This window comes from Herminiimonas contaminans (assembly GCF_015645465.1).
GTDB classification, from domain to species: domain Bacteria; phylum Pseudomonadota; class Gammaproteobacteria; order Burkholderiales; family Burkholderiaceae_D; genus Oxalicibacterium; species Oxalicibacterium contaminans.
Window position 1 is genome coordinate 161,924 of record NZ_JADOEL010000003.1, and the last position, 26,521, is coordinate 188,444.

The following is a 26,521-nucleotide window of genomic DNA, read 5'->3' on the forward strand; positions in this document are numbered from 1 at the left end:
CATGTCTGAAACCGACGCGCCAGATCCGCGGGCAATCGTGCTGGAAACGGTTGCGAAGCTGCCGAATTTGCCCGGCGTGTATCGCTATTTCGATGCAGAAGACAATCTGCTCTACGTCGGTAAGGCACGCGACCTGAAGAAGCGTGTCTCCAGTTATTTCCTGAAGAACCTGGCCAGCCCGCGCACTGCGCTGATGGTGGAGCGCATCGCGCGCCTGGAGACGACCGTGACCCGCAGTGAGGCCGAAGCCTTGCTGCTGGAAAATAATCTCATCAAGACTCTGCAGCCGCGTTACAACATTTTGTTCCGCGATGATAAGTCTTACCCCTACCTGAAAATCACCGGGCAGGAATATCCGCGCATGGCTTACTACCGAGGCGCGGTCGATAAAAAGAATCAATACTTCGGGCCATTCCCCAGCGGCTGGGCAGTGAAGGAATCGATGCAGATACTGCAGAAGGTTTTCTTGCTGCGCACCTGTGAAGATTCGGTCTTTGCCAATCGCACACGACCTTGCCTGCTGCATCAAATCCATCGCTGCAGCGGCCCCTGCGTCAACTACATCAGCAAGGAAGACTACGCGCTGGATGTGGAGAATGCTGCCAAGTTTCTGCGCGGTCGCCAGAGCGAAGTGCTGGAAACCTTGCAAGGCAAGATGCTGGCCTATGCGGAAGAGCTGAAGTTCGAACAGGCGGCAGTCGTGCGTAACCAGATCAATGCCTTGTCACGCGTGCTGCATCAGCAAAGCATGGAGACTGGCAGTGATGCCGACATCGACATCATTGCGGTGGTGGTGCAGGGCGGTCGTGCCTGCGTCAACCTGGCGATGGTGCGCGGTGGTCGTCACCTGGGTGACCGCGCCTACTTTCCGACACATGTAGACAACGCGTTGACGAGTCCGGAAGAGTCGATTGCCAGCGAAGTGATCAAGGCTTTCCTGGCGCAACATTACATCGACAAATTCATACCCGGCACCCTGATTCTGAATACTGAACTGGATGAACCGGAACTGATGCTGGCACTGATGGAGCAATGCGGCCATCGCATCAACCTGGTGTTTCAGCCGCAAGGCCAGCGTCGCCAGTGGCTGGAGATGGCGCATAAGGGGGCGGAAATATCATTGGCGCGTCTGTTATCGGAGCAGGGCTCGCAACAGGCTCGTACGCGTATGCTGGTGGATGCGCTGGGCATAGATGTGCCGGATCTGGAAAGCTTTCGTGTCGAGTGCTTCGATATCAGTCATACTCAGGGCGAAGCAACACAGGCGTCTTGCGTGGTGTTCCATCATCACGCGATGCAGAATGGCGAATACAGACGTTACAACATCAACGACATTACGCCGGGCGATGATTATGCTGCGATGCGCCAGGTGCTGTTGCGCCGCTATGAGAAGGTCGCGAATGGTGATGGCGTGATGCCGGACGTGGTGCTGATCGACGGCGGTAAAGGCCAGGTTGAAATGGCGCGTCAGGTGTTTGTCGAGCTGGGACTCGATATCAGCCTGATCGTTGGTGTCGCCAAAGGCGAAGGACGCAAGGTCGGCCTTGAAACCCTGGTCTTTGTTGACGGTCGTGCCGAGCAGGAGCTGGGCAAAGAATCGGGTGCCCTGATGCTGATTGCACAGATACGCGATGAAGCACACCGCTTTGCGATCACCGGCATGCGTGCCAAGCGTGCCAAGGCACGCCAGACCTCGCGTCTGGAAGAGATCGAAGGGATTGGAGCCAAGCGTCGACAGAAGCTGTTGGCGCGTTTTGGTGGCTTGCGGGGTGTGGTGGATGCAAGTATTGAGGATTTAGCCTCGGTCGAGGGCATTTCAAGGCAATTGGCTGAAGACATTTACAAGCAATTGCATTAGATTACGGGTGCGCATGCAAATGCCTGTGCACATTCATGAAAATGTAAAGTTTGATATGCCTTTCAATATTCCTATTCTCCTTACATGGTTGCGTGTCGCGCTGATCCCGCTGATGGTCGGTGTGCTATACATACCGGATTCGTGGTTGGGCTCGTTCAACAAGACCCAGGGTCTGGCTGCCACTTTGATTTTTATCGTTGCTGCGCTGACCGACTGGATCGATGGTTTTCTCGCGCGTCGCTGGAATCAGACTTCGGCCTTTGGTGCCTTCCTTGATCCGGTCGCGGATAAGCTGATGGTGGCCGGTGCCTTGCTGGTACTGATAGAGCTGAATCGCGTGAACGCGGTCATCGCATTCATCATTATCGGACGTGAGATTACGATTTCTGCATTGCGTGAGTGGATGGCGCAAATTGGCGCATCAAAATCGGTAGCGGTGAGCTCGCTAGGCAAGATCAAAACCATCGCGCAAATGGTGGCGATACCGATGCTTCTTTACTATGAAAGTATTTTCGGTATCAATCTTCAATACTGGGGGGATATCCTGTTATGGGTGGCTGCTGTGTTGACGGTGTGGTCCATGTTCTATTACTTGCGTAAGGCCTGGCCGCTGATTAAGGAAAGTGCAGGGCATTTATTGTAATTTTGCTGCGAGGAACGCTTGACATGCAAAGGCATTCCTCTATAATGTGCACCTGTTGTTGATGCGGGAGTAGCTCAGTTGGTAGAGCGCAACCTTGCCAAGGTTGAGGTCGAGAGTTCGAGACTCTTCTCCCGCTCCAAAGGTTTTCAAAAGGAGCCGCACTGGCTTCTTTTTTTATTGAGTGAGCAATCATTCAATTAGTGGTGGTAGTAACAGATATGCGGGAGTAGCTCAGTTGGTAGAGCGCAACCTTGCCAAGGTTGAGGTCGAGAGTTCGAGACTCTTCTCCCGCTCCAGTTTCAAAGCCAAAACATGGCGAGCTGTAGCAAATAAAAAGGGGCTTACGCCCTTTTTTTACGTCTGTAGCTTTTGCTGTGCGCTCACAGTGGGCTTTTATTCTTTATACGTGCTGAGCCTGGATCAGTTCAGACTTGGCGCCGTATCCCATGCACTTCAATCGATGTGTCTCTGCTTCAAAATCCAATCTTGTTTTTATCTTCGGTTCCACTCGTTGACGAGTGTAATTCTTCGTGCGCTGCATCGGCGATGGTCCGTTTGTCAGCCTTACGGTACTTCCGTTGTATCGCGCCCGCGCTGATCGTTGTCGACGGCTGTTTGCTATGTCTGCGCAAATACAAAAGGGGAAATATTTTTCTGTTTCTTTGTAATTCTGCCTGCCGGCATATGCCTGAACAGTCATTACTCAAGGTTTAGCCCTCATCATTTTGTACTATTGTTCATAATTTCGCGCATAAATACGTGTTTATGTACAAACAGGAGCCAAAGTTACGCAGGGTCCGGCCCATGCCAAAGCGACATTTAATATTACTTACAACTAGTGTGTGCGGTTGCTCGCGGCCATGTATCTGGCCATCAATATGGCGCGGGCAGGGGCGTAGCAGAACGTCTTGCAAAGACGCGCCATACTAGGGCATAATACGCGCTGTCGGAAAACCTTTCCGACACCGGATTTCCAAAAGGAAGCTCGTAGCCCAGCTTCCTTTTTTATTCGCTGATAGTTTCTTATTTTGTATACGTTTTGTTCCAGGCATGCGGAAATGTTGCTTGCAAGGTACAATACGGCCCCATGGCGGGGTAGCAAAGTGGTTATGCAGCGGCCTGCAAAGCCGTTTACGCCGGTTCGATCCCGACCCCCGCCTCCAGTTTTTCCTAAAGCGCCGCGGGCGCTTTTATTTTTTGATCTTGTTTTAGAATCGTGACATGCCCGGGTGGTGAAATAGGTAGACACAAGAGACTTAAAATCTCTCGCCGGTAACGGTGTACCGGTTCGATTCCGGTCCCGGGCACCATACTCATGAAAGTCTATGACCTCTGCTGTGAGCTGGAACATCGCTTCGAAGGTTGGTTTGCTTCCGAAGATGATTTCCTCACGCAATCCTCGCAAGATTTGATCGCATGCCCGATGTGCGGCACGCATCAGATCAAGCGCTTGCCATCTTCCCCTCGTTTAAATTTATCCGGTGCGACCACGCGCGTGAGCGACAATGGTGCTGCCGCACGTTTGCAGGAACAGTTGCTGGAATACGCACGTAAAGTGGTGGCTAATACTGTGGATGTAGGCAAGCAGTTTGCCGAGGAAGCGCGTCGCATCCACTACAAGGAAGTACCCGAGCAGGCGATACGGGGCGTGGCGACGGCAGAAGAATGTGCCGAGCTGGCGGAAGAGGGCATCGATGTGATGGCATTGCCACTTCCGGTTCCCGTCAAACAAACACTTCAATAAACGATCGGAAATGATATGCGTCAAATTGCATCGCTGGCCGGGCTCAAGGACCTGGTCGGGCAAGAGCTTGCGGTATCCGACTGGTTACAGATCACGCAGGAGCGCATCAATCAATTCGCGCAAGCCAGCAGCGATCATCAATGGATACATATTGATGCGGAGCGCTGTCGACGTGAGTCGCCGTACGGCATGCCGGTCGCACATGGTTTCCTGACTTTATCCCTGTTGCCGATGTTGCTGTCGACAGCCGTTGCTTTCCCGCCGTGCAAGCTGGCCGTGAATTATGGTTTGAATCGGGTCAGGTTTCCGGCGCCGGTATTGGTCGGTCAGCAGATCCGCGGGCGCATGTTATTGCAGGCGCTGGAAGAGATAGACGGTGGCGTGCAGATGGTGTGGGAGGTAACGGTGGAAGCCGAGAGCGGCGACAAACCAGTGTGTGTGGCGGAACTGCTACTACGGCATTACGGTTAACTGAATTTACCCGCCACGATGAGGGCGATGATCTCTGCTATAACCTGGCAGTGATCATCGCCTTTTTTATTTAACGCTTTGCGTACTGTGTCGCGCCAAACAGGATTTCCTTGGCTTTGTCATCGGCGACCGGCTGGCGCACGTCGACAAACATGGTGGTGCCTTTCTGGACCGCAGGGCGAGCGTTGATTTCATCAAACCAGCGTTTCAGGTGCGGGTAGTCAGTCAATACGATGCCTTGCTTTTCCCACGAACGCAGCCATGGGAAGGTCGCGATATCGGCGATGGTGTAGCTGTCGCCTGCCAGGTATTTGCTTTCCGCCAGGCGACGATCTATCACACCGTACAAACGCTTGGCTTCATTGGTGTAGCGATTGACGGCATAGTCAATTTTTTCCGGCGCATAGATGCGGAAATGATGCGCCTGTCCCAGCATAGGGCCGACGCCACCCATCTGGAACATCAGCTATTGCAGCGTAGTGAATTTTTCACGGTCGGTATCGCCGAGGAATTTGCCGACCTTGCTGGCGAGGTAAACCAGGATCGCGCCGGATTCAAACAAGGACATTTCCTTGCCGTCCGGGCCGTCGCTATCGATGATGGCCGGGATTTTGTTGTTTGGTGAAATCTTCAGGAATGCAGGAGTGAACTGGTCACCCTTGCCGATATCGATGTGGTGGCTGCGGTACGCGAGGCCGCATTCTTCCAGCATGATGTGGACTTTGTGGCCGTTCGGCGTGGCGGTGGAATAAAGGTCGATCAATTTTTTCTCCAGGGAAGATACGAAGGCTAAGCGCAGGGCAGTGCGCAACTCGGAATATGTCGAACCAGATTATGCAGAAATTCGGCATTCCTTGCTGCGAGTCGCATGAAAAACCGCAGCGACGGAATGGGTATGGCTGAACGTACGACGCTTAGCTTACGATCAACGCGCGCGTGACTTGCGGTATTGATGAAGCATTTCTTCCATCGTGCTCAGGCGTGATTCGGTTTGCAGTGGCAGCAGCGGCGAGTAGTTGATGCTTTGTATGACCCAGTCATTGCTACGTTCGCCGACGTCCAGCACATTGATGCAACCAGGAGCCTGCTCGATATTGCCCAGGAAGATGCGCTGGCTAGTGATCGCATACGACAGGAAGGCGCGGTTCACTCCACCGTGCAATACCAGCAGCACGGTATCCCAGTCCGGGTCGGCGCGCAGCTTGTCTATGGCAGGATGGATGCGATCGAGTAATTCACCTACGCTTTCACCATCGAGGAATTTTTTGTGTTCGGCCGCCATGCTGGCGAAGGCATGCGTGAAAGCTGCTTCGAGGTCGTCGTCATGGATGACTTCGAGTATACCGCCGCGCACTTCCTGAAACTCCGGCCATTGCTCCAGTTCGATTTGCTGTCCGGTTTCTGCCAGCACCCGGGTTGCTGACTCTATCGTGCGTGGCAGATTGGAAGTGATCACACGGTCGAACTGTATGCCTTGCGCGGCAAATTCTTTGCCCGCTGCCGTGGTCTGGATACGGCCTTTTTCATTCAACGGGACTTCGTCCGGCGGATAGGCTGTGCCATCAGCATCGAAGTAGGTGACGTTGCCGTGACGCATCAGATAAATGCGTCGTCTTTTTTCAGTCGTCATTTGTAGTGCGGTTTTCTTTTTTCGAGGAATGCGTTGATGCCTTCCAGCGCATCGCGATGGTTGAGGCTTTCAACGAAGTGAAATTTTTCGGATTCGAAATGTTGTGCCAGTGTATTGCTGCTGCCTTCGCGTACCAGTGATTTGATGCGTTCGAGCGCGTGGCCGGACAGGGCCGCCAGATCGTCGGCCCATTGTTGCGCTACCGTGAGGGTAGTGCCGTCAGGCACCAGGCGATTGATCAGACCCAGTTCATGCAGGCGTGTCGCTTCGACCGCTTTACCTTCGAGCAGGATCTCAGTCGCCAGTTGGCGCGGCAAGGCCTGGGTCAGAAACCAGGAGGCACCGCCGTCTGGCGTCAGGCCGACCTTGGAATAAGACATCGCGAATTTGCTATTGCTGCCTGCAACGATCAGATCGCATGCCAGTGCCAGCGAAAATCCAGCGCCAGCGGCCGCACCTTCGATAGCAGCGATGACGGGTTTAGGGCAATCACGTATGGCTTCGATCCAGCTGCGCAAGCTATCGACTGCCGCGCCTTGTTCATTCTTATCGATGGCGCGATGTTCCAGCAATTTATTGAGATTGCCGCCCGCGCAAAAGAAATTGTCGGCACCTGTCAGGATCACGGCGCGTATGGTGTCATCGCGCTCCGCGGTAGACAGCACTTCAACGGCCGCTGCAAACATGTCCGGATGCAAGGCGTTCTTGGCGCCAGGATTGGAGATGGTGAGGATCAGCGTAGCTTCGTGGCGGGATGCTTGGATTTCTGCAGACATGATGGCCGTATGAAGTGGATAGATGGATTAAGAATATACAGGAAGCGTCGCTGCGGCGCGTATTTGAGCTGGGTACCTGTGCCTGCTTAAACTTTATTGAGTCGTTCCAGTGCGGTTTGCAGCGTCTGATCCTGTTTGGCAAAGCAGAAGCGGATCACGCCAGCATCTTTGCCGTCTGCATAGAAAGCTGATACCGGAATCGCTGCTACGCCTATCTCTGTCGTCAGCCATTGCGCGAATTCGCTTTCCGGCAAATCGGAAATGGCGCGATAGTCGACGCACTGGAAATAAGTACCGTCTGCTGGCAGAAGTTTGAAACGCGTGTTTTGCAAACCGGCACGGAACAGATCACGTTTGCGCTGGTAAAACCTCGGTAGTTCCAGATAGGGTTGCGGATCGCCCATATAGTGTGCGATTGCATGTTGCATAGGTGTGTTGACTGAGAACACATTGTATTGATGCACTTTGCGGAACTCTGCGCTAAGGGCAGCAGGTGCGGCGACGTAGCCTATCTTCCAGCCGGTGACGTGATAGGTTTTGCCAAAGCTTGATACCACAAAGGCACGCGCTGTCAGCTCGGGATGGCGGCATACGGATTCATGCTGCATGCCGTCATATACCATGTGTTCATACACTTCATCCGACAGCAGCAGGATGTCGGTGCCGCGTACGATGTCGGCCAATGCTTGCAGATCGCGCGGATGCAGCACGGAGCCGGTCGGGTTATGCGGCGAGTTGATCATGATGAGGCGGGTTCTGCTGCTGACGGCAGCCGCGACTTTTTCCCATGGCACCAGATAACCAGCATTACCCAGTTCCATCTGGACGCAGACGGCTTTGCCACCCGCCAATGCAATCGCTGGCAAGTAGCTATCGAAGGCTGGTTCGATCACGATGACTTCATCGCCGGGGCCTACGCAGCAGTGGATGGCGGTCAGCAGTGCCTGTGTTGCGCCTGCGGTGACTGTGATTTCATTCTGCGCATCGTAGTGATGCCCATACAACATGGCGATTTTTTTCGCGATGGCTACACGTAGGACAGGTGCGCCCGTCATCAGCGGATATTGATTCAAACCACTTTGCATCGCATCGCTGACAGCAGTGATCAAGGCCGGATCACAGGAGAAATCAGGAAAGCCTTGCCCCAGGTTGACGGCTTTCTTCTCAGCCGCGAGCGCTGACATCAGGGTAAAGATGGTAGTGCCGACTTGTGGCAGCTTGCTCTGTATGGCCGGCGTGGCGAAATCAGGTGCTGAGTTGTTGGACATGTCTGAATGTGTGTAGGGCTGAAGCTGCCTATTCTAGCGCTTGCCGCGCCTGGCTTGCTTCCAGGGTCCAGGCCTCGGGTGTCATGATGGAAAACAGGCCATCACGTCGTGTCTTGCGTGCGAGTTTTAACAAGGCCTTGTCCTTGGTAATCAGGACGTCGGCTTTGATGTCGCGTGACAGCTCCAGGAATTTTTGATCATCCTTGTCCTTGCAGACCGGCAGTTTAAGCGGTGCTTCGTCCGGCTCCGGTATCGGCAGGCAGCGTATCAGCGCATCGAATTCCGTCGTCACTTGTACGCGCGCAGCGTCATCCAGTTTGAGATGTGGGTAGCCGAGCACGATGCTCCACTCCTTGCGGCAGTCATCGCGTGTCAACGCTTCTACCTCACCGTTTTGCATGGCGTTGAGCAGCAGTGTCCAACGCGGATCGCGAAAGACGAACAGATCGAGGCAGACATTTGTGTCGAGCACGATGCGCTGAGGAATCAGCTTCGGTATCATAGGCAAAATTATTCTTGTCCGGATGTAGAAATGCTTATTGTTTTATCGCCTGCCAAAACCCTGGATTACGACACGCCCGCCCATACCGAGATCAGCAGCAAACCTGACTTCATCAAACAATCCGCTGAGTTGATTGATATCCTGCGCTTGTCATCACCGGCACAGATTGCGAGCCTGATGCGTATCTCTGATCCGTTGGCGAGCCTGAATGCTAATCGTTTTGCGGCCTGGTCGCCCAAATTTACGCAGAAAAATTCCAAGCAGGCGATGCTGGCATTCAATGGCGACGTTTATGAAGGACTGGATGCTGCCAGCCTGAGCGAGCAGCAACTGGCTTATGCGCAGTCGCATATCCGTATTTTATCCGGCTTGTACGGTGTCTTGCGTCCGCTCGACCTGATGCAACCGTATCGGCTGGAAATGGGTACCCGTCTGGCGAATCCCGCTGGCAAGGATCTGTATGCATTCTGGGGCAGCAGGGTGACAGAGACGCTGAATCAGCGTATCGCCGAGCAGCAGTCGGAGGCGTTGGTCAATCTGGCATCGGAAGAATACTTCAAAGTAGTGAAGCCGACTTTGCTTAAGGCTCCAGTCATTACACCTGTGTTCCAGGACTGGAAAAACGGGCAATACAAGATCATTTCTTTTTATGCAAAAAGAGCGCGTGGGCTGATGGCAAGGTATGCCGCAACCGAGGGTATAACGCGTCCAAATGACCTTAAATCTTTCGACGTTGACGGTTATGCATTTGATGCAGATGCGTCAAATGAAAAAACCTGGATGTTCCGACGCAAGGTTGGGATTTAATTTCCGCGGGGAAATAATATTTCCACATAGAAATCAATTACTTGCCTCGTGGAAATATTCTCAGGTTTCGTCAGAAATTTTTTAATGACAAGTATTTGTTAAATAATTGTCTAGGCTTTATATCATTTTTTACAGCAATATTGCTGCAATGCAATGAATTCCCTGCTGGCAAGCGCTTTCTGCCGAGAAAATTTCAAAATTGTTACAACAGCCATATTGAAAACAATTGTTAAATCAATGGCTTATCGTACAAATTTACAGTTGTGAAGCTACAACTTATTGTAAGTTGGCCGCTCGGGGTGCATGCAAGTTCCCATATAATGCTTTCTGCATATAAACAATAAGAAAAAATTCTGTTTTTTGGTGTTGGGGCAAGGTGCAGTAATGCATTGCATGCGCGTTTTTGCGGCACACACAGTTGCCGGTTAGAGATATTGATCGGCCAGTTGTTAGATGATTAGTACATTGAAATACAGATTACTTTCGAGTATCCCTTTGCTGATTGCCTCACAATTGGCATTTGCGGCCCCATCGACTCCGGACACAGTTGCTCAATCAAATCTGTTTCGTTCCCGTCCTGGTTCAGGCGAGCAGCCTTTTACACAAGATATACAACGGCAAAAGCCGACCTCTGGCGACGAGGCGGTAGCACCTGTCGCGCCACCAGCGCTGCGTCTGCCGTCTGATGTGCCCAAGCGCAGCAAAGGTGAGAGTACTAATGCTGCCAAGGCTTCCGAAACCATGCAGGCAGATGGTTCGCGTGACGATGAAATCCTGCAATTGCTGCGCCAGTCAGACAAGGCATTTACCAATCCTGCCGTGCCTTTGCCGGATGGGATCACGGCCTTAAGCGATGGCCCGCTGCAAAACATGTTGTCGCTGGAGGAGGCGCTGGCACGTACCCTGCAAAACAGTTACAGCTACGCTGCTGCAAGTGCGCAGGCAGAAGGTGCGTTGTACGGCAAAAAAGCAGCGTTGGGACAATTGGGCCCGACCCTGGATGTACGCGCACAACGTGGTCGTGAGTACTCGGCGCCAGCTTCCATCATTAATCCAAATACTGGCCGTGCGTTGAGCAGCGATACGCATATCCGCTGGGATAACAGCGTGATCCTGCGTCAGCCGCTGTTTGCACCAGCTTCCTATTTCGAGTACCGCAAGCAGGCGTCACTGGCGAATGCCGCAGACCTGCGCAAGGAAGATGCACGCGAAGCGCTGTACTACACCACTATCAAGGCTTATTACGATCTCTTGCGTAGCTATGTCGCGCTGACGTTTGCGCGTAGCTATACCGAGCGCATGGATACGCTGCAGGATTACATGAACAAGCGCTTGCAGGGCGGCGGCGCGAGCAAGGTTGATTTCGAACGTGTGCGTGGTCGTGCATTGAATGCGCGCTCGACCATGATCGAAGCGGAAGGCGTGCTCGAAAGTGCGATGGTTACATTGGCGCAATTGACAGGTGTACGCACTCAGCAATTGGGTGTGCCGACCAAGATGATGCCGCTGGTACCAAACACTTCGCGCCTGGCGCTGGAACAGATTTACGAAAACAATCCGGCAGTGCGTGCGGCGCGTCAGGACACCGCAGCGGCAAGCGAAGAATTGAAATCAGCACGTTCACGTTTCTCTCCTAACTTTTCGATCGAAGTATCGCAGGCTCGTACTGATAATGCAGGTGGCGATGGTCGTCTGACCACAGATCGTCGCTACATGTTCGTGATGAATATGAACTTGCTCAACGGTGGTTCCGACTACTACTACCAAAAGCAAATCGGCAGCAAATACGTTGAGAAAGCGAATACGGCATCGGACCTCGAACGCAAGCTGAAAGAACAAATCGAGATCAACTACCGCACGCTGGACGCGGTAAAAAAACGCATCACCATCGCGCGCCAGGCTTATCAGACCAATGCCGATGTGGCGGACGTCTTCCTGGAGCAACTGGCAACCGGCAACAAGCAATTGCTGGATGTACTCGATGCCTACCAACAGGCTTATCTGTCGCGTGTCGAGTTGTCACAGTTGCTGTTCCTGCAGGCCGATATCAGCTATCAAATTTTGCGTAACACCGGGCGCGCTTCTTCCTTCGTGGAAGGCATGCAGCAGCCTTAATGCAGTAATCCAGGGGGAAAGATGGAAGGTGGTAAGGAACAGAATTTCTGGCCGGGCTTCGTAGACGCGCTATCCAACGTTGTGTTGGTGATGATCTTTGTCGTCGTCGTTTTCGTCGTCACGCTGTTCTACTATTCGCAAAAACTGGCTGCATTCAAGGCAGTGAAGTTCATCGAGAAGAAAGAGCTGCAGGAGCAGGTGCATACTCCATCCAAGGACCAGCCGAATATCAGTCGCCTGGATGATGGACAGAATCCGGATGCGGCACGCCTGAAAGCAGAGAGTCAGGAGCAGATCAAGGAAATCGCCGCATTGAAAGGGCAGGTCGCGCTGCTGCAAGCCAAGCTGAATAACAGCAGTACGTCCTTGCAAGGCAGCTTGCGCAGTGATGAAGGCGCACCGACCAAAGCGATCCAGATAGAAAAATCGCGTACTTCGACTGCCAGCGATACGCTGGCCGGTATCAAGCTCGATGGCCGCAGCGATGCGGTCACTTTGCATTTTGATACAGACGGCGTCGAGCTCGACAAGAAAGCAGTGGCGGCGCTGGAAGCCAATCTCAAAGGCTGGACCCAGAAAATCAAAAGTAGTCAGGGCAAGCTGGTGGTGACCGGTGTGGTCGGTACGCTGGCGTATACCGAAGGTCGTCGTCGTGCCTACTACCGCACGATCGCTGTGCGTAACTACCTGATCGACCAGGGCGTAGCGCCTAGCAGCGTCATCAGCCGCGTGGTACCGGGCAATGAAAATGTAGAAACCGATTCCAGCGTCGTGATCCAATACTCAGCGTCGGCCAAATGAAATTCACCCGTCTATCCAGCTTTATAGCGCAGCGCCTCAAACGTGTCGAAAGTGCGACACGCAAGGCCGTGCCTGCGCTGGATCGCGGGATAGAGTCGTATCGCGAAATGCCAGGGCCTAAAGTATTTGTCCTGGCTTTGACGTTCGGTTTGTTGCTGCTGGTGATCTGGGCATACTTCGCGCCTATCGATATGGTGGTGCGCGGACAGGGACGTATCGTGCCATCTGACCATAACCAGATCATCCAGCATCTGGAAGGCGGCATCGTCTCGACTTTGGCAGTGCGTGAAGGTGCGGCCGTGCGCAAGGATCAGGTTTTGATCACGATACGCGATGTACGTGCAGCGTCGGATCAGGGCGAAGGCCAGGTCAAGCTGGCCGGTTTGCGCGCGCGCGTGGCGCGCCTGACTGCTGAAGCAAATGGTGCCAGCCAGTTGACCTTGCCAGCCGATATCGCGAACGATGCATCGGCGCAGAATGAACAGGCTGCATTTATTGCACGCCAGGCCAAGTTGAGTGGCGAGCTGAGCATATTGCGTGAACAAACCACGCAGCGCCAGGCTGAGCTGAATGAAACCATCAGCCGTCAAAAAAGCCTGACCGATGAATTTAATCTCGCGCAACAGCAATACCAATTGGTACATGCGATGTTTTTGAAAAGCGCCGCGTCGCAGCTGGAAGATATCCAGTCGCAAGCACGTGCGCAGGATGTACGCAGCCGTCTGAATGCGGCCAGTTCCATGATCCCGCGTTTGCGCGCAGCGATTTCGGAAGCACAAGCCAAGGTGACTGATGGTGTCTCACGTTTCCGCGCTGAAGCACGCGCCGACCTGACGACCGCTGAAACCGAACTGGCGCGTTTGTCGGAAGAAATGAAATCGCGTAACGACCGGGTGCTGCGTTCTGAAGTCAAGGCACCTATGGATGGCGTGGTCAACCGCATCTTCGTCAATACCGTCGGTGGTGTGGTCAAGCCGGGTGATCCTATCCTGGAGATGACGCCTATCGATGACAAGGTGGTGGTCGAAGCGAATATCAGTCCTACTGACCGTGCTGAGCTTGCCATCGGCAAACCGGCGCGCGTCAAGGTGACCGCATATGACTATGGCGTGTTTGGTTCGATGGCAGGCAGGGTGACGGAGATCAGTGCCGATACAGTGCCGGAAGAACGCGGCGAGCGTCACTACCGCGTAAAGATAGAAGTCAGTCGTGACCCGGCACAACTCAAGAGCGCCAGCGATGGTTTGCCTTTGATGCCGGGTATGACAGCCACTGCAGATATTGTGGTTGGCCGCCGCACCGTATGGCAATACCTGATGTCCCCGATTAATCGTTTCACGCAAAGTGCTTTGCGTGAGCCGCGATGATCCTGATAACAAAAATTTAATTTCAATTACCCGATCGGAATATCCAGCACCATGAAAACGCTCCGCAAATACTACCTTCTTGCGCTGATTCCCTCCCTGGTCCTGCTGACAGGCGGAATCATGTTCAGGGAGTTCGTACTCCACGCGATCCATATCAATCCGGTGCTGAACCTGTTCATCATCGGCGTTGCGGTATTCGGTGTGGCACTGATCATGTACGACATCTACAAGGTCAGCTGGGAATACAACAAGCTGAAAGTGTTTTATGCACGTTCGCAGGCGGGTGAAGCGCTGGAAGACCTGGTCAAGGATCCGACCTTTGAAGGTACCGAGATTGCCAAGGTCCTGGTCAGCGTCGCCAACACCAAAGGTCGTCTGACGACCCGTATCGAACAGGAAACCATCGAGCGCTCGCTGGCTGAATTGCACGCGCATCTGGAAGCGCGTATGGAGTTCCCGCAATACCTGACCGGTTTCATGATTGCCTTGGGTTTGCTTGGTACCTTTATCGGTTTGCTGGAAACCCTGGTGAGTACCGCCGACCTGATTAACGGTTTCGGCCAGGCGACCCAGGGTAGCGATATGGATGCATCGTTTGCCACCCTGGTGACTGACCTGAACAAGCCGTTGGCGAGTATGGGTACCGCTTTCAGTGCATCGATGTTTGGTTTGATCGGTTCGCTGACATTGGGCCTGACCCTGGTCTGCCTGCGCGGTGCGGGCAAACGCCTGGTGGTTGCAGCACGTGAATGCATCAGCGTCATGGTCGAGCACGTGGTGCATGAAATGTCCGGCCCGGGTGCTTCGCAACGCCAGGGTATTTCCGAATCCTTCCTGACTGAATTCCTGCATGACCTGATGGTCTTGCAACGTGAATCGGTACTGACCTCGCGCAATAGTTCGGATGCGTCGCTGCAGGCTGGCATGAAGCTGGAAGCGATGAACGAACGCCTGGCTACTGTGGCGCGTCTGTTCCAGGAAAGCATAGATGAATCGAAAAACGTGCGCCAACTGGTCAGCTTTGGCCCGCGCATGCATGAAGTAGGGCAGCAGACGCTGGAAGAAATTCGCGGCCTGGGCCAATTGATCAATCAAAAACTGGAATCGACACAGGACATTACACAAAGCTTGTCGTTGTTGAATGAACGCCTCAGTGTGAACGGCGATATTGCGTTGCGCAGCTTTGATGTGTTGCCGCAAATTGTCGGTGCGATGCAAAGCGGCCAGACCGCTGTATCGTCGGCCTTGTCGTCCTTGCACGCACAGCAGGCTGATCTGGCTAACGTGCATGAAAAAACTGCACAGCATATTGCGCAATTGCCAGGTCTGTTGTCACAGGTTTCGATACGTCTGGGTGACGAGTTGAATGCGATTCAGCATCAGGCAGAAATCCATTCGAACGTGGCGACCCGCCTGGGTCAGCTCGGTACCGTCATTGGTGAAAACTCCGGCAACATCACCCGCGATGCGCTGGCCGCACGTCAATTGCAGATCGACCTGGCCAAACATATGGCTATGCAAAATGAACGCATCAAGGGGCTGGATGCGATTCCGCAGGCACTGGCCAATATCAATGAAGCATTGGTACGTCAAAACGTGATGTCGCAAACCATCATCGAAGAAATGCGCAATGGTCGTCAGACCATGATCAAGGATTTGCGTCTTGAGTTGCGTGAAGCGATGCGTGAATTGTCGAATCGCGATAGCAAGTAACAAGGACCAGCAGGTTTATGAGCAAGTTGCCCGATCTTCCTGACGCAGCCATTCCGGCCGCCAACAACATCGCCCCGGCGCAGGGCGATGTCGGCGTGTTGCGCGAGGCGTTAAGTGAGATCACGCGTGATCCGATGTACATCACGATGTTGCGGGCATACGGTAAGCGCCTGGTAGAGATCGTGGTCGCCGGTTTCCTGATCAATCTGTTTGGTCTGTTGCTGCCGGTGTATTCGCGCCTGGTGTACGACAAGGTAATCGGTAATCACATACCGGATACCTTGTGGGCACTGACGTTGGGCATGTTGCTCTTCCTCGCGCTGGAATTTGTTTTGCGCGTGATACGTACTTTCTATGTCGAGCAACTGGCTGGCAAGTTCGATATCGATTTCGATCAGGCAGTGGTCAAGAAATTGCTCGCTGCACGCGTGAGCTGGCCGGTCGGCGTGGTGTTGGCAAAGTACCGCGATATCACCGGTGCACGCGATTTATTGTCGTCAAACTATATGCTGGTCATCATCGATTTTCCTTTCCTGTTGCTGTATTTGCTGGCGATCGGTTTGATAGGCGGGCCTATTGTGTGGGTGGTATTGGTCGGCGGCGCTTTGTTGGTGTCGGCGCAATTGCTGTGCAAAATTCCAGCGAATGACTACGCACGGACCGCGATGATGGTAGGCGCGACGAAGACCGACAAACTGGCTGGATTGGTATACGGCATAGAAACGCTGAAGACCTCGGCCTTGCAAAAGCGCGTATTTGAACTCTTCACAAAGGATGCGGAAGATTCGGGTGTGACGCAGGCAAAAAGTCGTTTCTGGTCTTCCGTCGGATTTACGATTTCATCCAGTGGTTATACCTTGATGACCGTGGCTACCCTGGTGGTCGGTGTGTATATGGTGGAAGCCAATGCACTTACCGTAGGTGCATTGATTGCCTCTTCAATGCTGGTCGGTCGTGCCGCTTCCATGTTGTCTTCAGTCGCGATGGTGTTGGGACGTATCGATGCATTTAAACAGGCACGTACCTCGTTTGAGGAATTATTTGTAGAAGCACCGAATACAAATCCGACGAATGAAGTCGATCGGCAGCAAATAGAAGGAAAGATACAGGTAGCCAACCTGGGTTTTAGTATCAAACCGGGTGAGCCAGCAATGTTGAAACAAATTTCCTTTGTTATTAATCCTGGTGAAAAGGTAGGTCTGGTTGGTCGTTCCGGTTCAGGCAAATCGACCTTGCTGCGCTGTCTCGCAGGAGTGCATGCGCCGGATACCGGGCAAGTCTTGATGGATGGCATCTCGGTTGCGGCTTATCCGCAAGAGGTGCGCATGCGTTCGATTGCCTACAAACCGCAAGATCCCTTCCTGTTCGATGGCACGCTGGCTTCCAATATTTTTGTGGATAACACCATCAGTACATCGATTTACCAGACTGCATTGCATGTATCGTGCATGGATGAGCTATTGGCCGGCGGTCAGTTGCGGCTGGACCAGTTGCTGGTGGCGCCGGGAAATCTGTCGGGAGGCCAGCGCCAGATGGTGGCACTGGCGCGTGCGATTGCGACGGTACCGAATGTATTGCTGCTGGATGAGCCGACGACTGGTATCGACCAGGGAACGGAAAACAAGATTATCGAAAGACTGGTCGCGTTTGCAGCCAAGCGTACGTTGGTGGTGGCAACACATAGTCCGGTGCTGTTGAAGCAGATGGATCGCATCATCGTAATTCATGACGGCAAAATTGTTGCCGATGGCCCACGGGCTCAAATATTGCTGTAAACAAGTTTGACGGGCCGTTGAAATCCGGCTCTCACTATGAAGGGACACTCAGATGGCTACCGCTCCTGTTTCCAAATCTGCTAATAACCAGCCAGCGCTGGATAAAAATGGTGCGCCTATCCGTGTGGTTACACCGGATCAGCAGGGCAATTTCCAACTGAAAATCAGCAAGGGCGATATCGCCAAGGTGCACATCGTCGACGTTGATATGGTGCTCTATCTGAACGACGGGACCAAACTGGTGTTGGCGGGCGGTGCGATAGGCGCGATGGATGATAGCGTCATGGTCGACTTCAGCAATGGGCGTGACAGTGCCGCCCATATGATGGATCAGGTCGGCATCATTCCTTTGCAAAAACTTGATCAGCCACGTGTCTTGAGTACTGAGCCGCGAGAATCGGATGGTCGCGGCAATATGCAGGAAGATGCATCCTACCGCCAGACGGAAGGTGCACAAGATCTGGCCGCACAGGCGCAAGCGGCGAATGCGGCGATTTCCGCTATCAGCAAGGCGATGGTGCAATTGGCGAACGTGGTGCAAAGCAATGCAACACCGGTTAATAACTTCAAGTCGAATTATGAAGGGCAGGCTTCGCAACAGCAGCCATTGATCAAACCTGTCGCCCAGGTATTGCCGGAACGTCCGGGTGTTACACCGCAGGAGTTTGTGATCGGACCGAATGCGCCGGCGCTTTCCGTGCATCTGGTGAACACGATAGGTACTACGCAAGATGGCAATATCCTGAAGGGTAGCGGCGGCAGCAGTGCGTTCAATTCAGATACAAATACCTCGAATATCGCGCAGATTGCTCCGCAGATTATTAATGCCGGCAATGACGTTAATGAGATCTGGGCGAATGGTCAGGCACCATTGAACCCAACTACGCCTGATAATACTTTCAGCAAAATACTCAATGTGCAAATTACCGGCGATGGCAAGGTACAAAGCCTGACCATAACGGCAATACTGCCTCCCGGCGTGTCGATTGTGGGCGCAACGTCTTTGGGTAATAACGTTTATCAAATCCCGGTTTCACCAGATACAAAGGATTATCGAATCGAGTTGCGTTATGACACGGTCCCCCCTAATCCTAATGCGCCGATTCATGCGGATTTCAAACTTAATTTTGAACTGACGGTTATCACGACCGAGGGCATACAAGTACTCAATAGCGTGCGGCAGGTTGTGATTAAGGATGCAACGACTGCAGACGATCTGAACTATGCCAATCCGGTAACAGGTGAAAGCGCATTGGTATTGCCGGCGCAGGGTGTCGCGCACGTCGTGCGTGCCGGTGACAATGCAGGTACGACGATCTACGGCAGTAATGCAAACGATTCTCTGTATGGCGGCACCGGTAACGATACGTTATACGGCGGCAAGGGCAATACCTATTTCGAGGGTGGCGCCGGTAACGATACTATAGTCGGCGGTGTGAACGGTGGTGTCGTTCCAAATATCAATACCGTCGGCTATACGAATTCGACTTCGGGTGTGCGGGTTGATCTGAATACAGGAATCGCTCAGGATGGATTTGGCGGGACCGATACACTGCATAATATCCAGAAGGTAATCGGCAGTACACATGATGATACTTTTATTGTTGGTGCCAATACCAAGGGCGTGGATGGTGGCACTGCCGGCAACGATACGATAGATTTTTCCGCATCGAATGCAGCCGTTACGGTAAACCTGACCACCGGTACTGGTACCGGTGGTTATGCACAGAATGTGACCTTCACGAACATTGAGAATGTTGTCGGTAGCAACTACAACGATACTTTCGTCGGTAGCAATGTTGCAAATAAGTTCGATGGCGGAGGTGGCGCACATAATCTGGTGAATTACTCCGGCGATACAGCTGATCTGACGATAGATTTACTCACTCCGGGTGCGGCAGGTATTGGTGGCAGTGCGGCGGGTGATACCTATGTCAACATCCAGGACGTCACCGGTGGTTCCGGTAATGACACCTTTGTCGCCAGTCTCGCCGCAAACAACTTCGATGGCGGCGGTGGTACAAATACGGTTAGCTACGCGGGTTCAGCAACTGGCGTGAAAGTGGATTTTTATAGGGGTGAAGGCACCGGTGGCACTGCGGATGGTGATACTTATAAAAATATCCAAAGTGTCATCGGCAGTTCTTTTGATGACATCTTTACTGCTGACCCGAATAGTGTGAAATTTGACGGTGGTGCTGGCGGCTTTGACACCGTCAGCTACGATCGCTCCTTGTCCGGCATCATCGTTGACGCATCGCGTAATGTTGGCGGCATTGAAACTGCACCCGCAGATCCGTCGACTCCGGGTAGCTTGCCGACTTACTCCAACAGTTACACGAATATAGATAAGTTCATAGGCAGTGCTTACGCTGATACATTCATCGCCAGCAATCGTGCTGATAATTTTGACGGCCTGGGCGGCGTGGACACGGTCAGTTATGCAGCCGATACCGTAGGTGTCGTTGTCAATCTCGTGACAGGACAAGGTTCTGGCGCAGGCAGCCTGGCCGAAGGCGATACGCTGGCGAATATTGAAAATGTAACCGGTGGTAGCGGCAACGATACCTTTGTTGCCAATGATTCCGCCAATGTATTCGATGGCGGCGCAGGTTCCAATACTGTCGATTACAGTGCATCGACCACTGGTGCTGTTACCGTCGATCTGTTCCATGCGAATGGCGTCGGTACCAGCGGTGGTTTTGCGCAGGGCGATAAGTTCATCAACATCCAAAACGTTATCGGCAGCGGCTTTGACGATACGTTTGTCGCCAGCGCGGCTGCGAATACTTTTGATGGTGGCGGTGGTACACATAACCGCGTCAGCTATGCCAACGATACGGTGGGCGTGACTGTAGATCTGGTGAATGGCCAGGGTTCCGGTGCAGGCAGCCTGGCTGATGGCGATAAATTCTTCAATATCCAGGATGCGACCGGTGGTAGCGGCAACGACACTTTTATCGCCAGCAATGTAGCCAATGCCTTCAATGGCGGGCTGGGTACGAATACGGTCAGCTATGAGTATTCGGACGTCGGTGTGACGGTAGATCTGGTGACCGGTACGGGTACTGGCGGCTATGCCGATGGCGATATCTTAAGCAATATCCAAAATGTCAAAGGCAGCACCAGCGATGATTTGTTCATCGCTAATAATGTTGCCAACTCCTTTGTCGGCAACGGTGGTGTGGATACCGTCAGCTATATCAAGGCGACTGACGGTAATGGCGTCACGGTAGATTTGAATGCAGGCGTAGGTACCGGTGGTTATGCAGAAGGTGACCGTTATGACGGCATCCGTAATGCAACGGGTACCAGCTACGACGATACCTTCGTTGCCAGCAATCTGGCGAACACCTTTGATGGCGGACTGGGCTCGAACACGGTCAGTTATGCTGCTTCGGATAGTGGTGTGACGGTCAACTTGTTAACGGGTATGGGTACCGGCGGTTATGCGCAAGATGATCGCTACATTTCAATCCAAAACGTGGTTGGTAGTGCCAGCGATGATTTGTTTATTGCAAATGGCGCAGTCAATCGTTTCGATGGTGGCGTGAGCACTGCCACTTCGCACAATCGCGTTAGTTATGCCACCGACACGGCTGATTTGACGATTGATTTGTTGAATGCAGGTGTGGCAGGCATAGGTGGAAATGCAGAAGGCGACACTTACGTCAATATCCAGGACGTTACCGGTGGTCTCGGCAATGACACTTTTATTGCCAGCGCAGCTGCGAATAATTTCGATGGCGGTGGCGGTACACACAACCGTGTCAGCTATGCGACCGATACGGCAAATCTGACGATTGATTTATTTAATGCCGGAGCGATTGGCCAGGGCGGTAATGCACAAGGTGATACCTACACCAATATCCAGGACATCACTGGCGGTTTGGGTAATGACACCTTCATCGCCAACGCGGCAGCGAATGCCTTTGATGGCGGTGGTGGCACACATAATCGCGTCAGCTATACGAACGACAGCGCTGATCTTATTGTTAACTTGTCTGACAAGACAGCATCGGGTGTGGCGGCAGGTAGTGGTTCTGGCGGCATGGCGGCCGGTGACACCTACACCAACATCCAGGATGCGACTGGTGGTAGCGGTAACGATACTTTCGTAGCGAGCCTGGCAGAAAATAATTTCGATGGCGGTGGCGGTTCCAATACGGTGAGCTATGCATCGTCTGTTGGCGGCGTAACAGTCAACCTGTCATCGCAAACAGTGGGTGGTGTGGCGTCGAATACCGGTAGTGGTAACTACGCAGCTGGCGATACCTACACCAATATCCAGAACGTTATCGGCAGTACGGGTAACGATACTTTTATTGGCGGTGCCGCAGTCAATACCTTCACCGGTAATGGTGGTATCGATACGGTCAGCTATGCGGCATCGACGGCCGGCGTTAAAGTCAATTTGTCGAATGCAGTACTGGAAGGCGTCGGTATAGGTCGTGGCGTGGGTGGTGATGCAGATAATGACAGGTATGTTGCCATCAGCAATGTGACCGGTACTTTGTTTGATGACGTGTTCTTTGCCAATAACTCGGTCAATACCTTTGATGGCGGCGGTGGAACACTGCATAACCGTGTCAGCTATGCGGCATCGGGTACCGGCATTATTGTCAATCTCTCCGACAAGGCGATATTGGGTGTGAACGCAGGTCGCGGTTCGCTGGGCGAGGCTGCTGGCGATACCTATATCAATATCCAGGACGTCACCGGTACTTCGGGGAATGACACGTTTATAGCAAGCGCAGCGGAGAATGTTTTTGATGGCGGTGGTGGCGTCAACACGATGAACTACGGCGCTTCGGATGTGGGTGTGATTGTCAACCTGAGTGCGGTGACACAAAACGGTGTGGCGAGTTTGCGTGGTAGCGGTGGTTATGCGAATAACGATGCCTACACGAACATCCAGAATGTCACGGGTAGTTTGTTCGACGATTTATTCTATGGCAGCAGTGTCGAAAATATATTCGATGGTGGTGGTGGTACGCTGCATAACCGCGTCAGCTATGCCAACGATACCGTTGACCTGGTTATCAATTTGTCGGATAAGACAGCTTCAGGCGCGAATGCTGGGAAAGGTTTAAACGGTAATGCAGCCGGCGACACCTACATCAATATCCAGGATGCGACTGGCGGTAGCGGCAACGACACCTTCGTAGCGAGCCTGGCAGAAAATAATTTCGATGGCGGTGGCGGTTCCAATACGGTGAGCTATGCATCGTCTGTTGGCGGCGTAACAGTCAACCTGTCATCGCAAACAGTGGGTGGTGTGGCGTCGAATACCGGTAGTGGTAACTACGCAGCTGGCGATACCTACACCAATATCCAGAACGTTATCGGCAGTACGGGTAACGATACTTTTATTGGCGGTGCCGCAGTCAATACCTTCACCGGTAATGGTGGTATCGATACGGTCAGCTATGCGGCATCGACGGCCGGCGTTAAAGTCAATTTGTCGAATGCAGTACTGGAAGGCGTCGGTATAGGTCGTGGCGTGGGTGGTGATGCAGATAATGACAGGTATGTTGCCATCAGCAATGTGACCGGTACTTTGTTTGATGACGTGTTCTTTGCCAATAACTCGGTCAATACCTTTGATGGCGGCGGTGGAACACTGCATAACCGTGTCAGCTATGCGGCATCGGGTACCGGCATTATTGTCAATCTCTCCGACAAGGCGATATTGGGTGTGAACGCAGGTCGCGGTTCGCTGGGCGAGGCTGCTGGCGATACCTATATCAATATCCAGGACGTCACCGGTACTTCGGGGAATGACACGTTTATAGCAAGCGCAGCGGAGAATATTTTTGATGGTGGTGGTGGCGTCAACACGGTGAACTACGGCGCTTCGGATGTGGGTGTGATTGTCAACCTGAGTGCGGTGACGCAAAACGGTGTGGCGAGTTTGCGTGGTAGCGGTGGTTATGCGAATAACGATGCTTATACGAACATCCAGAATGTCACGGGTAGCCTGTTCGACGATTTATTCTATGGCAGCAGTGTTGCAAATATATTCGATGGTGGTGGTGGTACGCTGCATAACCGCGTCAGCTATGCTGGCGATACGGCCAATCTGACGATTGACCTGATAGCAGGTACCGGCCTGGGCGGCAATGCGGAGGGCGATAAATATATCAGCATCCAGGATGCGACTGGTGGTAGCGGTGACGATACCTTCATTGCCAGTGCTGTAGCGAATAATTTCGACGGCGGTGGCGGCTCGAATACAGTCAGCTATGCTGGACAGAGTGTTGCTGTGAAGGTCAATCTGTCTTCACAATCAGTGAGTGGCGTTGCTGCAAATACCGGCAGTGGCGGCTTCGCAGCGGGCGATACCTATACCAATATCCAGAATGCGATCGGTGGTAAAGGCGATGACACATTGATTGGTGCCTCAACCGGCAGGACCGTACTGACAGGTGGACTGGGTAACGATACGCTGATTGGTATTGCGGCCAACAGTGCCAATACCTATGCAAGCTATGCCGGCTCCGACGTGGGTGTGACGGTCAATCTATTGACAGGTGTCGGCGCTAATGGCCATGCGGCAGGCGATACCTTGACCAATATCGATAATGTGATTGGCAGTTCCCTCAACGATACCTTTATCGGCAATTCCAAGGTCAATATTTTTGACGGTGGTACTGGCGGTACAGATAACTTGGGTGGTAACGATACGGTCAGTTATGCCGGCTCTAACGGTGCCGTCATTGCGAATCTGAATACCACGGTGGGTTCATCAGGAAATGCCACAGGCGACGTCTACATTCGCATTGAAAACCTGACGGGCTCTGATTACGACGATACCCTGACTGGTTTAGCGGCGGGCGGTTCGATACTGACCGGTGGTTTGGGGGCCGACAAAATGTATGGCCTGGGGACAAATAATACGATTAACTATGCTGGTTCCAGTTTCGGCGTGACTATCGATTTATTCAACGGTAATGCGATTGGTTCGGCTATCGGTAGCGAAGCCTATGGCGATACTTTCTCAGGCATTCAGAATGTCATCGGCAGTACGTCCAACGATATATTTTACGCAAGTAGTGAAGCGAATAAATTTACCGGGAATGGAGGTGTTGATACCGTTAATTATCAATATTCAGATGCAGGCGTGACGGTTAATCTGAATACTGGATTCGGTTCATTTGGATTCGCTGCCGGTGATGAGTATGTGGGTATCCAGAATGTGGTGGGCAGTGCACATAACGATACTTTTGTCGCTAACAATATTGCCAGTGTCTTTAACGGTGGCAGTGCCGGCAGTGATACAGTTGATTATTCTGCTTCTGGACAAGTGGGGGTGACGGTTAACTTGTTTAATGGCACTGGTACAGGTGGCTATGCGCAAGGTGATAGCTATGTGAGTATAGAAAACGTCATCGGAACCGCCGGCAACGATCTGTTTTATGCAAGTGCGGCTGCCAATAATTTTAATGGAGGCACTGGCGGTAACGATACGGTAAGTTATCAGTTTTCGACCGGCCAGCCTATCGTGGCCAACCTGCTCACCGGCCAGGGTACCGGCGGTGATGCGAATGGTGATCGTTATATATCCATCGACAATTTAACCGGTAGTGCATTTGTTGATAGCAATCTGACCGGTGATGGTTTTGCCAATATTTTGACAGCGCTTGGTATCAACACTACCAATATTCTCGATGGTGGTGCCGGCAACGACACACTAGACGGACGTTTAGGCGGCCACAATACGCTGATCGGTGGTGCCGGCGATGATCTCTTCTGGGTCAAGGTTGGTGCAGACGGCTCCACGATTGCCAATGTGGATCATATTACCGGCGGTGATGGCGCGGATACCTTGAGGATAGATGGCTTGCTGGCAAACCTGAATATGACTACCTTCCTGGCCGGTCCCTCACAAAATACCTATAAGGCAAGTGGCATTACCACGCTGGACGTGCGGGATAGTGTATCTACGACCCTGACGTTTACTGCGCAGGATGTCATTAATATGGGCGTGAATAACCAGCTTACCGTTCGAATGGATGGAGGCGACACGTTGAAAGTATCAGGTAATGCCGTAGCAGGTAATGGTTACTTTGCTTTTTACGACGCGAGCAATACCACGGAAGTGGCGCGTATTAATTTCCTGTACGCTTAAGATACTTTCCTTGCGCAACAAAAAAGCCTCGCAATGCGAGGCTTTTTTATTTGAGTATTGAACTGATTACCAGACTTTCCACCAAGGATTATCTTTTTGGGGACCACCGCGGAAGTAGACGCTGTCAGGGAAGTTGTTCTTCATCACACGCTCGGCATCGTCGCGCAGTTCTGGCAGGTTGAGCGCATCGTAGGATTTGATCATTACATACAGTGCGCCTTCTACTGCTGGTGCACCCTGATAGTTCTTCACTGCGGCTTGTGCACGGTTGGCTGCTGCCAGGTACGCACCACGACGGTAGTAGTAATTGGCTACGTGTACATCGTATTGCGCCATGGTATTGATCAGGTAGGCCAGGCGTGCGGTTGCATCCGGCGTGTATTTGCTGTCAGGGAAACGTTCGGTCAGCAATTTGAACGAATCAAATGCTTCACGCGCTGCTTTCGGATCACGTTCGGTCGGGTCCTGGCGCGATACAAAGTCAAAAATGCTGACTTTATCGTTGAAGTTGATCAGACCACGCAGGTAGTACATGTAGTCGACGTTAGGATGATCCGGGTGCAGTTTGATGAAGCGCTCCACAGCAGCCAAAGCCTGCGGCTGGTCGCCCTGGCGATAGTAGGCGTAGGCGATTTCCATCTGTGCTTGCTGGGCGTAGGTGCCGAATGGATAACGGGATTCCAGCTTTTCGAAGTGCGAGATGGCCTTGGTGTAGTCACCTACTGTCATCTCTTCACGAGCCTCCGAGTATAATTTGGACGGAGACCAGTTTTTGGTCTCGTCGAATTTGTCAGGTGTGAGGCTACATGCGGACAGTAGGAAGGCGAGAGCGACGATGGTAATTTTTAGCATTGGTTTTTGCATGAGATTTCGCGAGAATGCCGCTAGACAATGAATGATTATAGCCGATGGGACTTGTA

At 52.6% G+C, this 26,521-nt stretch carries 16 protein-coding genes, 4 tRNA genes and 1 pseudogene; 15 read left to right on the forward strand and 6 right to left on the reverse strand.

Annotation, left to right across the window (positions count from 1 at the left end; translation table 11 throughout):
- Position 1: 1 nt before the first annotated feature.
- From uvrC to IXC47_RS05295, 8 genes are all read left to right on the forward strand, one after another.
- On the forward strand, positions 2–1,858 hold the full coding sequence (uvrC, locus tag IXC47_RS05260; RefSeq protein ID WP_195874922.1) for an excinuclease ABC subunit UvrC: 1,857 nt from the start codon (positions 2–4) through the stop codon (positions 1,856–1,858).
- Positions 1,859–1,913: 55 nt separating this feature from the next.
- Entirely contained in the window at positions 1,914–2,501 is a 588-nt protein-coding gene (pgsA, locus tag IXC47_RS05265) for a CDP-diacylglycerol--glycerol-3-phosphate 3-phosphatidyltransferase (protein ID WP_175626631.1), read from the forward strand.
- A gap of 63 nt (positions 2,502–2,564) precedes the next feature.
- Positions 2,565–2,640 (forward strand) — tRNA-Gly (locus IXC47_RS05270).
- 81 nt (positions 2,641–2,721) lie between these two features.
- Positions 2,722–2,797 (forward strand) — tRNA-Gly (locus IXC47_RS05275).
- A gap of 793 nt (positions 2,798–3,590) precedes the next feature.
- Positions 3,591–3,664 (forward strand) — tRNA-Cys (locus IXC47_RS05280).
- A 60-nt stretch (positions 3,665–3,724) separates the two neighbouring features.
- A tRNA-Leu gene (locus IXC47_RS05285) sits at positions 3,725–3,811 on the forward strand.
- Between the two features lie 5 nt (positions 3,812–3,816).
- Positions 3,817–4,245, forward strand: a complete 429-nt coding sequence (locus IXC47_RS05290) for a DUF1178 family protein (RefSeq protein WP_195874923.1) — start codon at positions 3,817–3,819, stop codon at positions 4,243–4,245.
- A 15-nt stretch (positions 4,246–4,260) separates the two neighbouring features.
- Positions 4,261–4,716 (forward strand): MaoC family dehydratase, encoded by a 456-nt coding sequence (locus IXC47_RS05295; RefSeq protein ID WP_175626633.1) that lies wholly within the window; start codon positions 4,261–4,263, stop codon positions 4,714–4,716.
- A 70-nt stretch (positions 4,717–4,786) separates the two neighbouring features.
- Here the strand turns inward: IXC47_RS05295 and IXC47_RS05300 are convergent.
- The 5 genes and pseudogenes from IXC47_RS05300 to IXC47_RS05320 all read right to left on the reverse strand — a co-directional run bounded on the left by IXC47_RS05300 (position 4,787) and on the right by IXC47_RS05320 (position 8,892).
- Positions 4,787–5,479: pseudogene (locus IXC47_RS05300) on the reverse strand (glutathione binding-like protein).
- A 162-nt stretch (positions 5,480–5,641) separates the two neighbouring features.
- Positions 5,642–6,346, reverse strand: a complete 705-nt coding sequence (locus IXC47_RS05305) for a histidine phosphatase family protein (RefSeq protein ID WP_195874924.1) — start codon at positions 6,344–6,346, stop codon at positions 5,642–5,644.
- Positions 6,343–7,122, reverse strand: a complete 780-nt coding sequence (locus IXC47_RS05310; RefSeq protein ID WP_175626636.1) for an oxepin-CoA hydrolase, alternative type — start codon at positions 7,120–7,122, stop codon at positions 6,343–6,345. The genes IXC47_RS05305 and IXC47_RS05310 overlap by 4 nt, the downstream gene beginning before the upstream one ends.
- 86 nt (positions 7,123–7,208) lie before the next feature.
- Complete coding sequence (locus IXC47_RS05315; protein ID WP_175626637.1) at positions 7,209–8,390, reverse strand: pyridoxal phosphate-dependent aminotransferase; 1,182 nt, start codon at positions 8,388–8,390, stop codon at positions 7,209–7,211.
- Positions 8,391–8,418: 28 nt separating this feature from the next.
- The gene (locus tag IXC47_RS05320; RefSeq protein WP_175626866.1) at positions 8,419–8,892 is read right to left on the reverse strand and encodes a putative toxin-antitoxin system toxin component, PIN family; all 474 of its coding nucleotides are present in this window, start codon (positions 8,890–8,892) and stop codon (positions 8,419–8,421) included.
- Between the two features lie 30 nt (positions 8,893–8,922).
- Here IXC47_RS05320 and yaaA point away from each other — a divergent pair, with 30 nt between their 5' ends.
- The 7 genes from yaaA (at position 8,923) to IXC47_RS05355 (ending at position 25,601) form a co-directional block, all read left to right on the forward strand.
- Positions 8,923–9,699: a peroxide stress protein YaaA gene (yaaA, locus tag IXC47_RS05325; protein WP_175626638.1), complete on the forward strand. Its 777-nt coding sequence runs from the start codon at positions 8,923–8,925 to the stop codon at positions 9,697–9,699.
- 453 nt (positions 9,700–10,152) lie between these two features.
- On the forward strand, positions 10,153–11,814 hold the full coding sequence (locus IXC47_RS05330) for a TolC family protein (RefSeq protein WP_195874925.1): 1,662 nt from the start codon (positions 10,153–10,155) through the stop codon (positions 11,812–11,814).
- A gap of 21 nt (positions 11,815–11,835) precedes the next feature.
- Entirely contained in the window at positions 11,836–12,615 is a 780-nt protein-coding gene (locus tag IXC47_RS05335; protein WP_175626640.1) for an OmpA family protein, read from the forward strand.
- A complete protein-coding gene (locus tag IXC47_RS05340) occupies positions 12,612–13,982 on the forward strand; it encodes an HlyD family type I secretion periplasmic adaptor subunit (protein ID WP_175626641.1) in 1,371 nt (456 codons plus the stop codon). The genes IXC47_RS05335 and IXC47_RS05340 overlap by 4 nt, the downstream gene beginning before the upstream one ends.
- A 51-nt stretch (positions 13,983–14,033) precedes the next feature.
- Positions 14,034–15,695 carry a biopolymer transporter ExbB gene (locus IXC47_RS05345; protein ID WP_175626642.1) on the forward strand — a complete coding sequence of 554 codons (1,662 nt, stop codon included), beginning with the start codon at positions 14,034–14,036 and terminating at the stop codon, positions 15,693–15,695.
- Positions 15,696–15,712: 17 nt separating this feature from the next.
- Positions 15,713–17,470, forward strand: a complete 1,758-nt coding sequence (locus tag IXC47_RS05350) for a peptidase domain-containing ABC transporter (RefSeq protein WP_195874926.1) — start codon at positions 15,713–15,715, stop codon at positions 17,468–17,470.
- A 52-nt stretch (positions 17,471–17,522) separates the two neighbouring features.
- Positions 17,523–25,601, forward strand: a complete 8,079-nt coding sequence (locus IXC47_RS05355; RefSeq protein WP_195874927.1) for a beta strand repeat-containing protein — start codon at positions 17,523–17,525, stop codon at positions 25,599–25,601.
- Between the two features lie 66 nt (positions 25,602–25,667).
- On the opposite strand, the gene IXC47_RS05360 is transcribed toward IXC47_RS05355, so the two are convergent.
- Entirely contained in the window at positions 25,668–26,465 is a 798-nt protein-coding gene (locus IXC47_RS05360; protein ID WP_195874928.1) for an outer membrane protein assembly factor BamD, read from the reverse strand.
- Positions 26,466–26,521: the final 56 nt, after the last annotated feature.

Coding starts and splice junctions, on each gene's coding strand:
- IXC47_RS05335 (WP_175626640.1), top strand. CDS start 11,836: ATGGAAGGTGGTAAGGAACAGAATTTCTGGCCGGGCTTCGTAGACGCG.
- IXC47_RS05355 (WP_195874927.1), top strand. CDS start 17,523: ATGGCTACCGCTCCTGTTTCCAAATCTGCTAATAACCAGCCAGCGCTG.
- IXC47_RS05310 (WP_175626636.1), bottom strand. CDS start 7,122: ATGTCTGCAGAAATCCAAGCATCCCGCCACGAAGCTACGCTGATCCTC.
- IXC47_RS05290 (WP_195874923.1), top strand. CDS start 3,817: ATGAAAGTCTATGACCTCTGCTGTGAGCTGGAACATCGCTTCGAAGGT.
- IXC47_RS05320 (WP_175626866.1), bottom strand. CDS start 8,892: ATGATACCGAAGCTGATTCCTCAGCGCATCGTGCTCGACACAAATGTC.
- yaaA (WP_175626638.1), top strand. CDS start 8,923: ATGCTTATTGTTTTATCGCCTGCCAAAACCCTGGATTACGACACGCCC.
- IXC47_RS05350 (WP_195874926.1), top strand. CDS start 15,713: ATGAGCAAGTTGCCCGATCTTCCTGACGCAGCCATTCCGGCCGCCAAC.
- pgsA (WP_175626631.1), top strand. CDS start 1,914: ATGCCTTTCAATATTCCTATTCTCCTTACATGGTTGCGTGTCGCGCTG.
- IXC47_RS05330 (WP_195874925.1), top strand. CDS start 10,153: ATGATTAGTACATTGAAATACAGATTACTTTCGAGTATCCCTTTGCTG.
- IXC47_RS05360 (WP_195874928.1), bottom strand. CDS start 26,465: ATGCAAAAACCAATGCTAAAAATTACCATCGTCGCTCTCGCCTTCCTA.
- IXC47_RS05340 (WP_175626641.1), top strand. CDS start 12,612: ATGAAATTCACCCGTCTATCCAGCTTTATAGCGCAGCGCCTCAAACGT.
- IXC47_RS05305 (WP_195874924.1), bottom strand. CDS start 6,346: ATGACGACTGAAAAAAGACGACGCATTTATCTGATGCGTCACGGCAAC.
- IXC47_RS05345 (WP_175626642.1), top strand. CDS start 14,034: ATGAAAACGCTCCGCAAATACTACCTTCTTGCGCTGATTCCCTCCCTG.
- uvrC (WP_195874922.1), top strand. CDS start 2: ATGTCTGAAACCGACGCGCCAGATCCGCGGGCAATCGTGCTGGAAACG.
- IXC47_RS05315 (WP_175626637.1), bottom strand. CDS start 8,390: ATGTCCAACAACTCAGCACCTGATTTCGCCACGCCGGCCATACAGAGC.
- IXC47_RS05295 (WP_175626633.1), top strand. CDS start 4,261: ATGCGTCAAATTGCATCGCTGGCCGGGCTCAAGGACCTGGTCGGGCAA.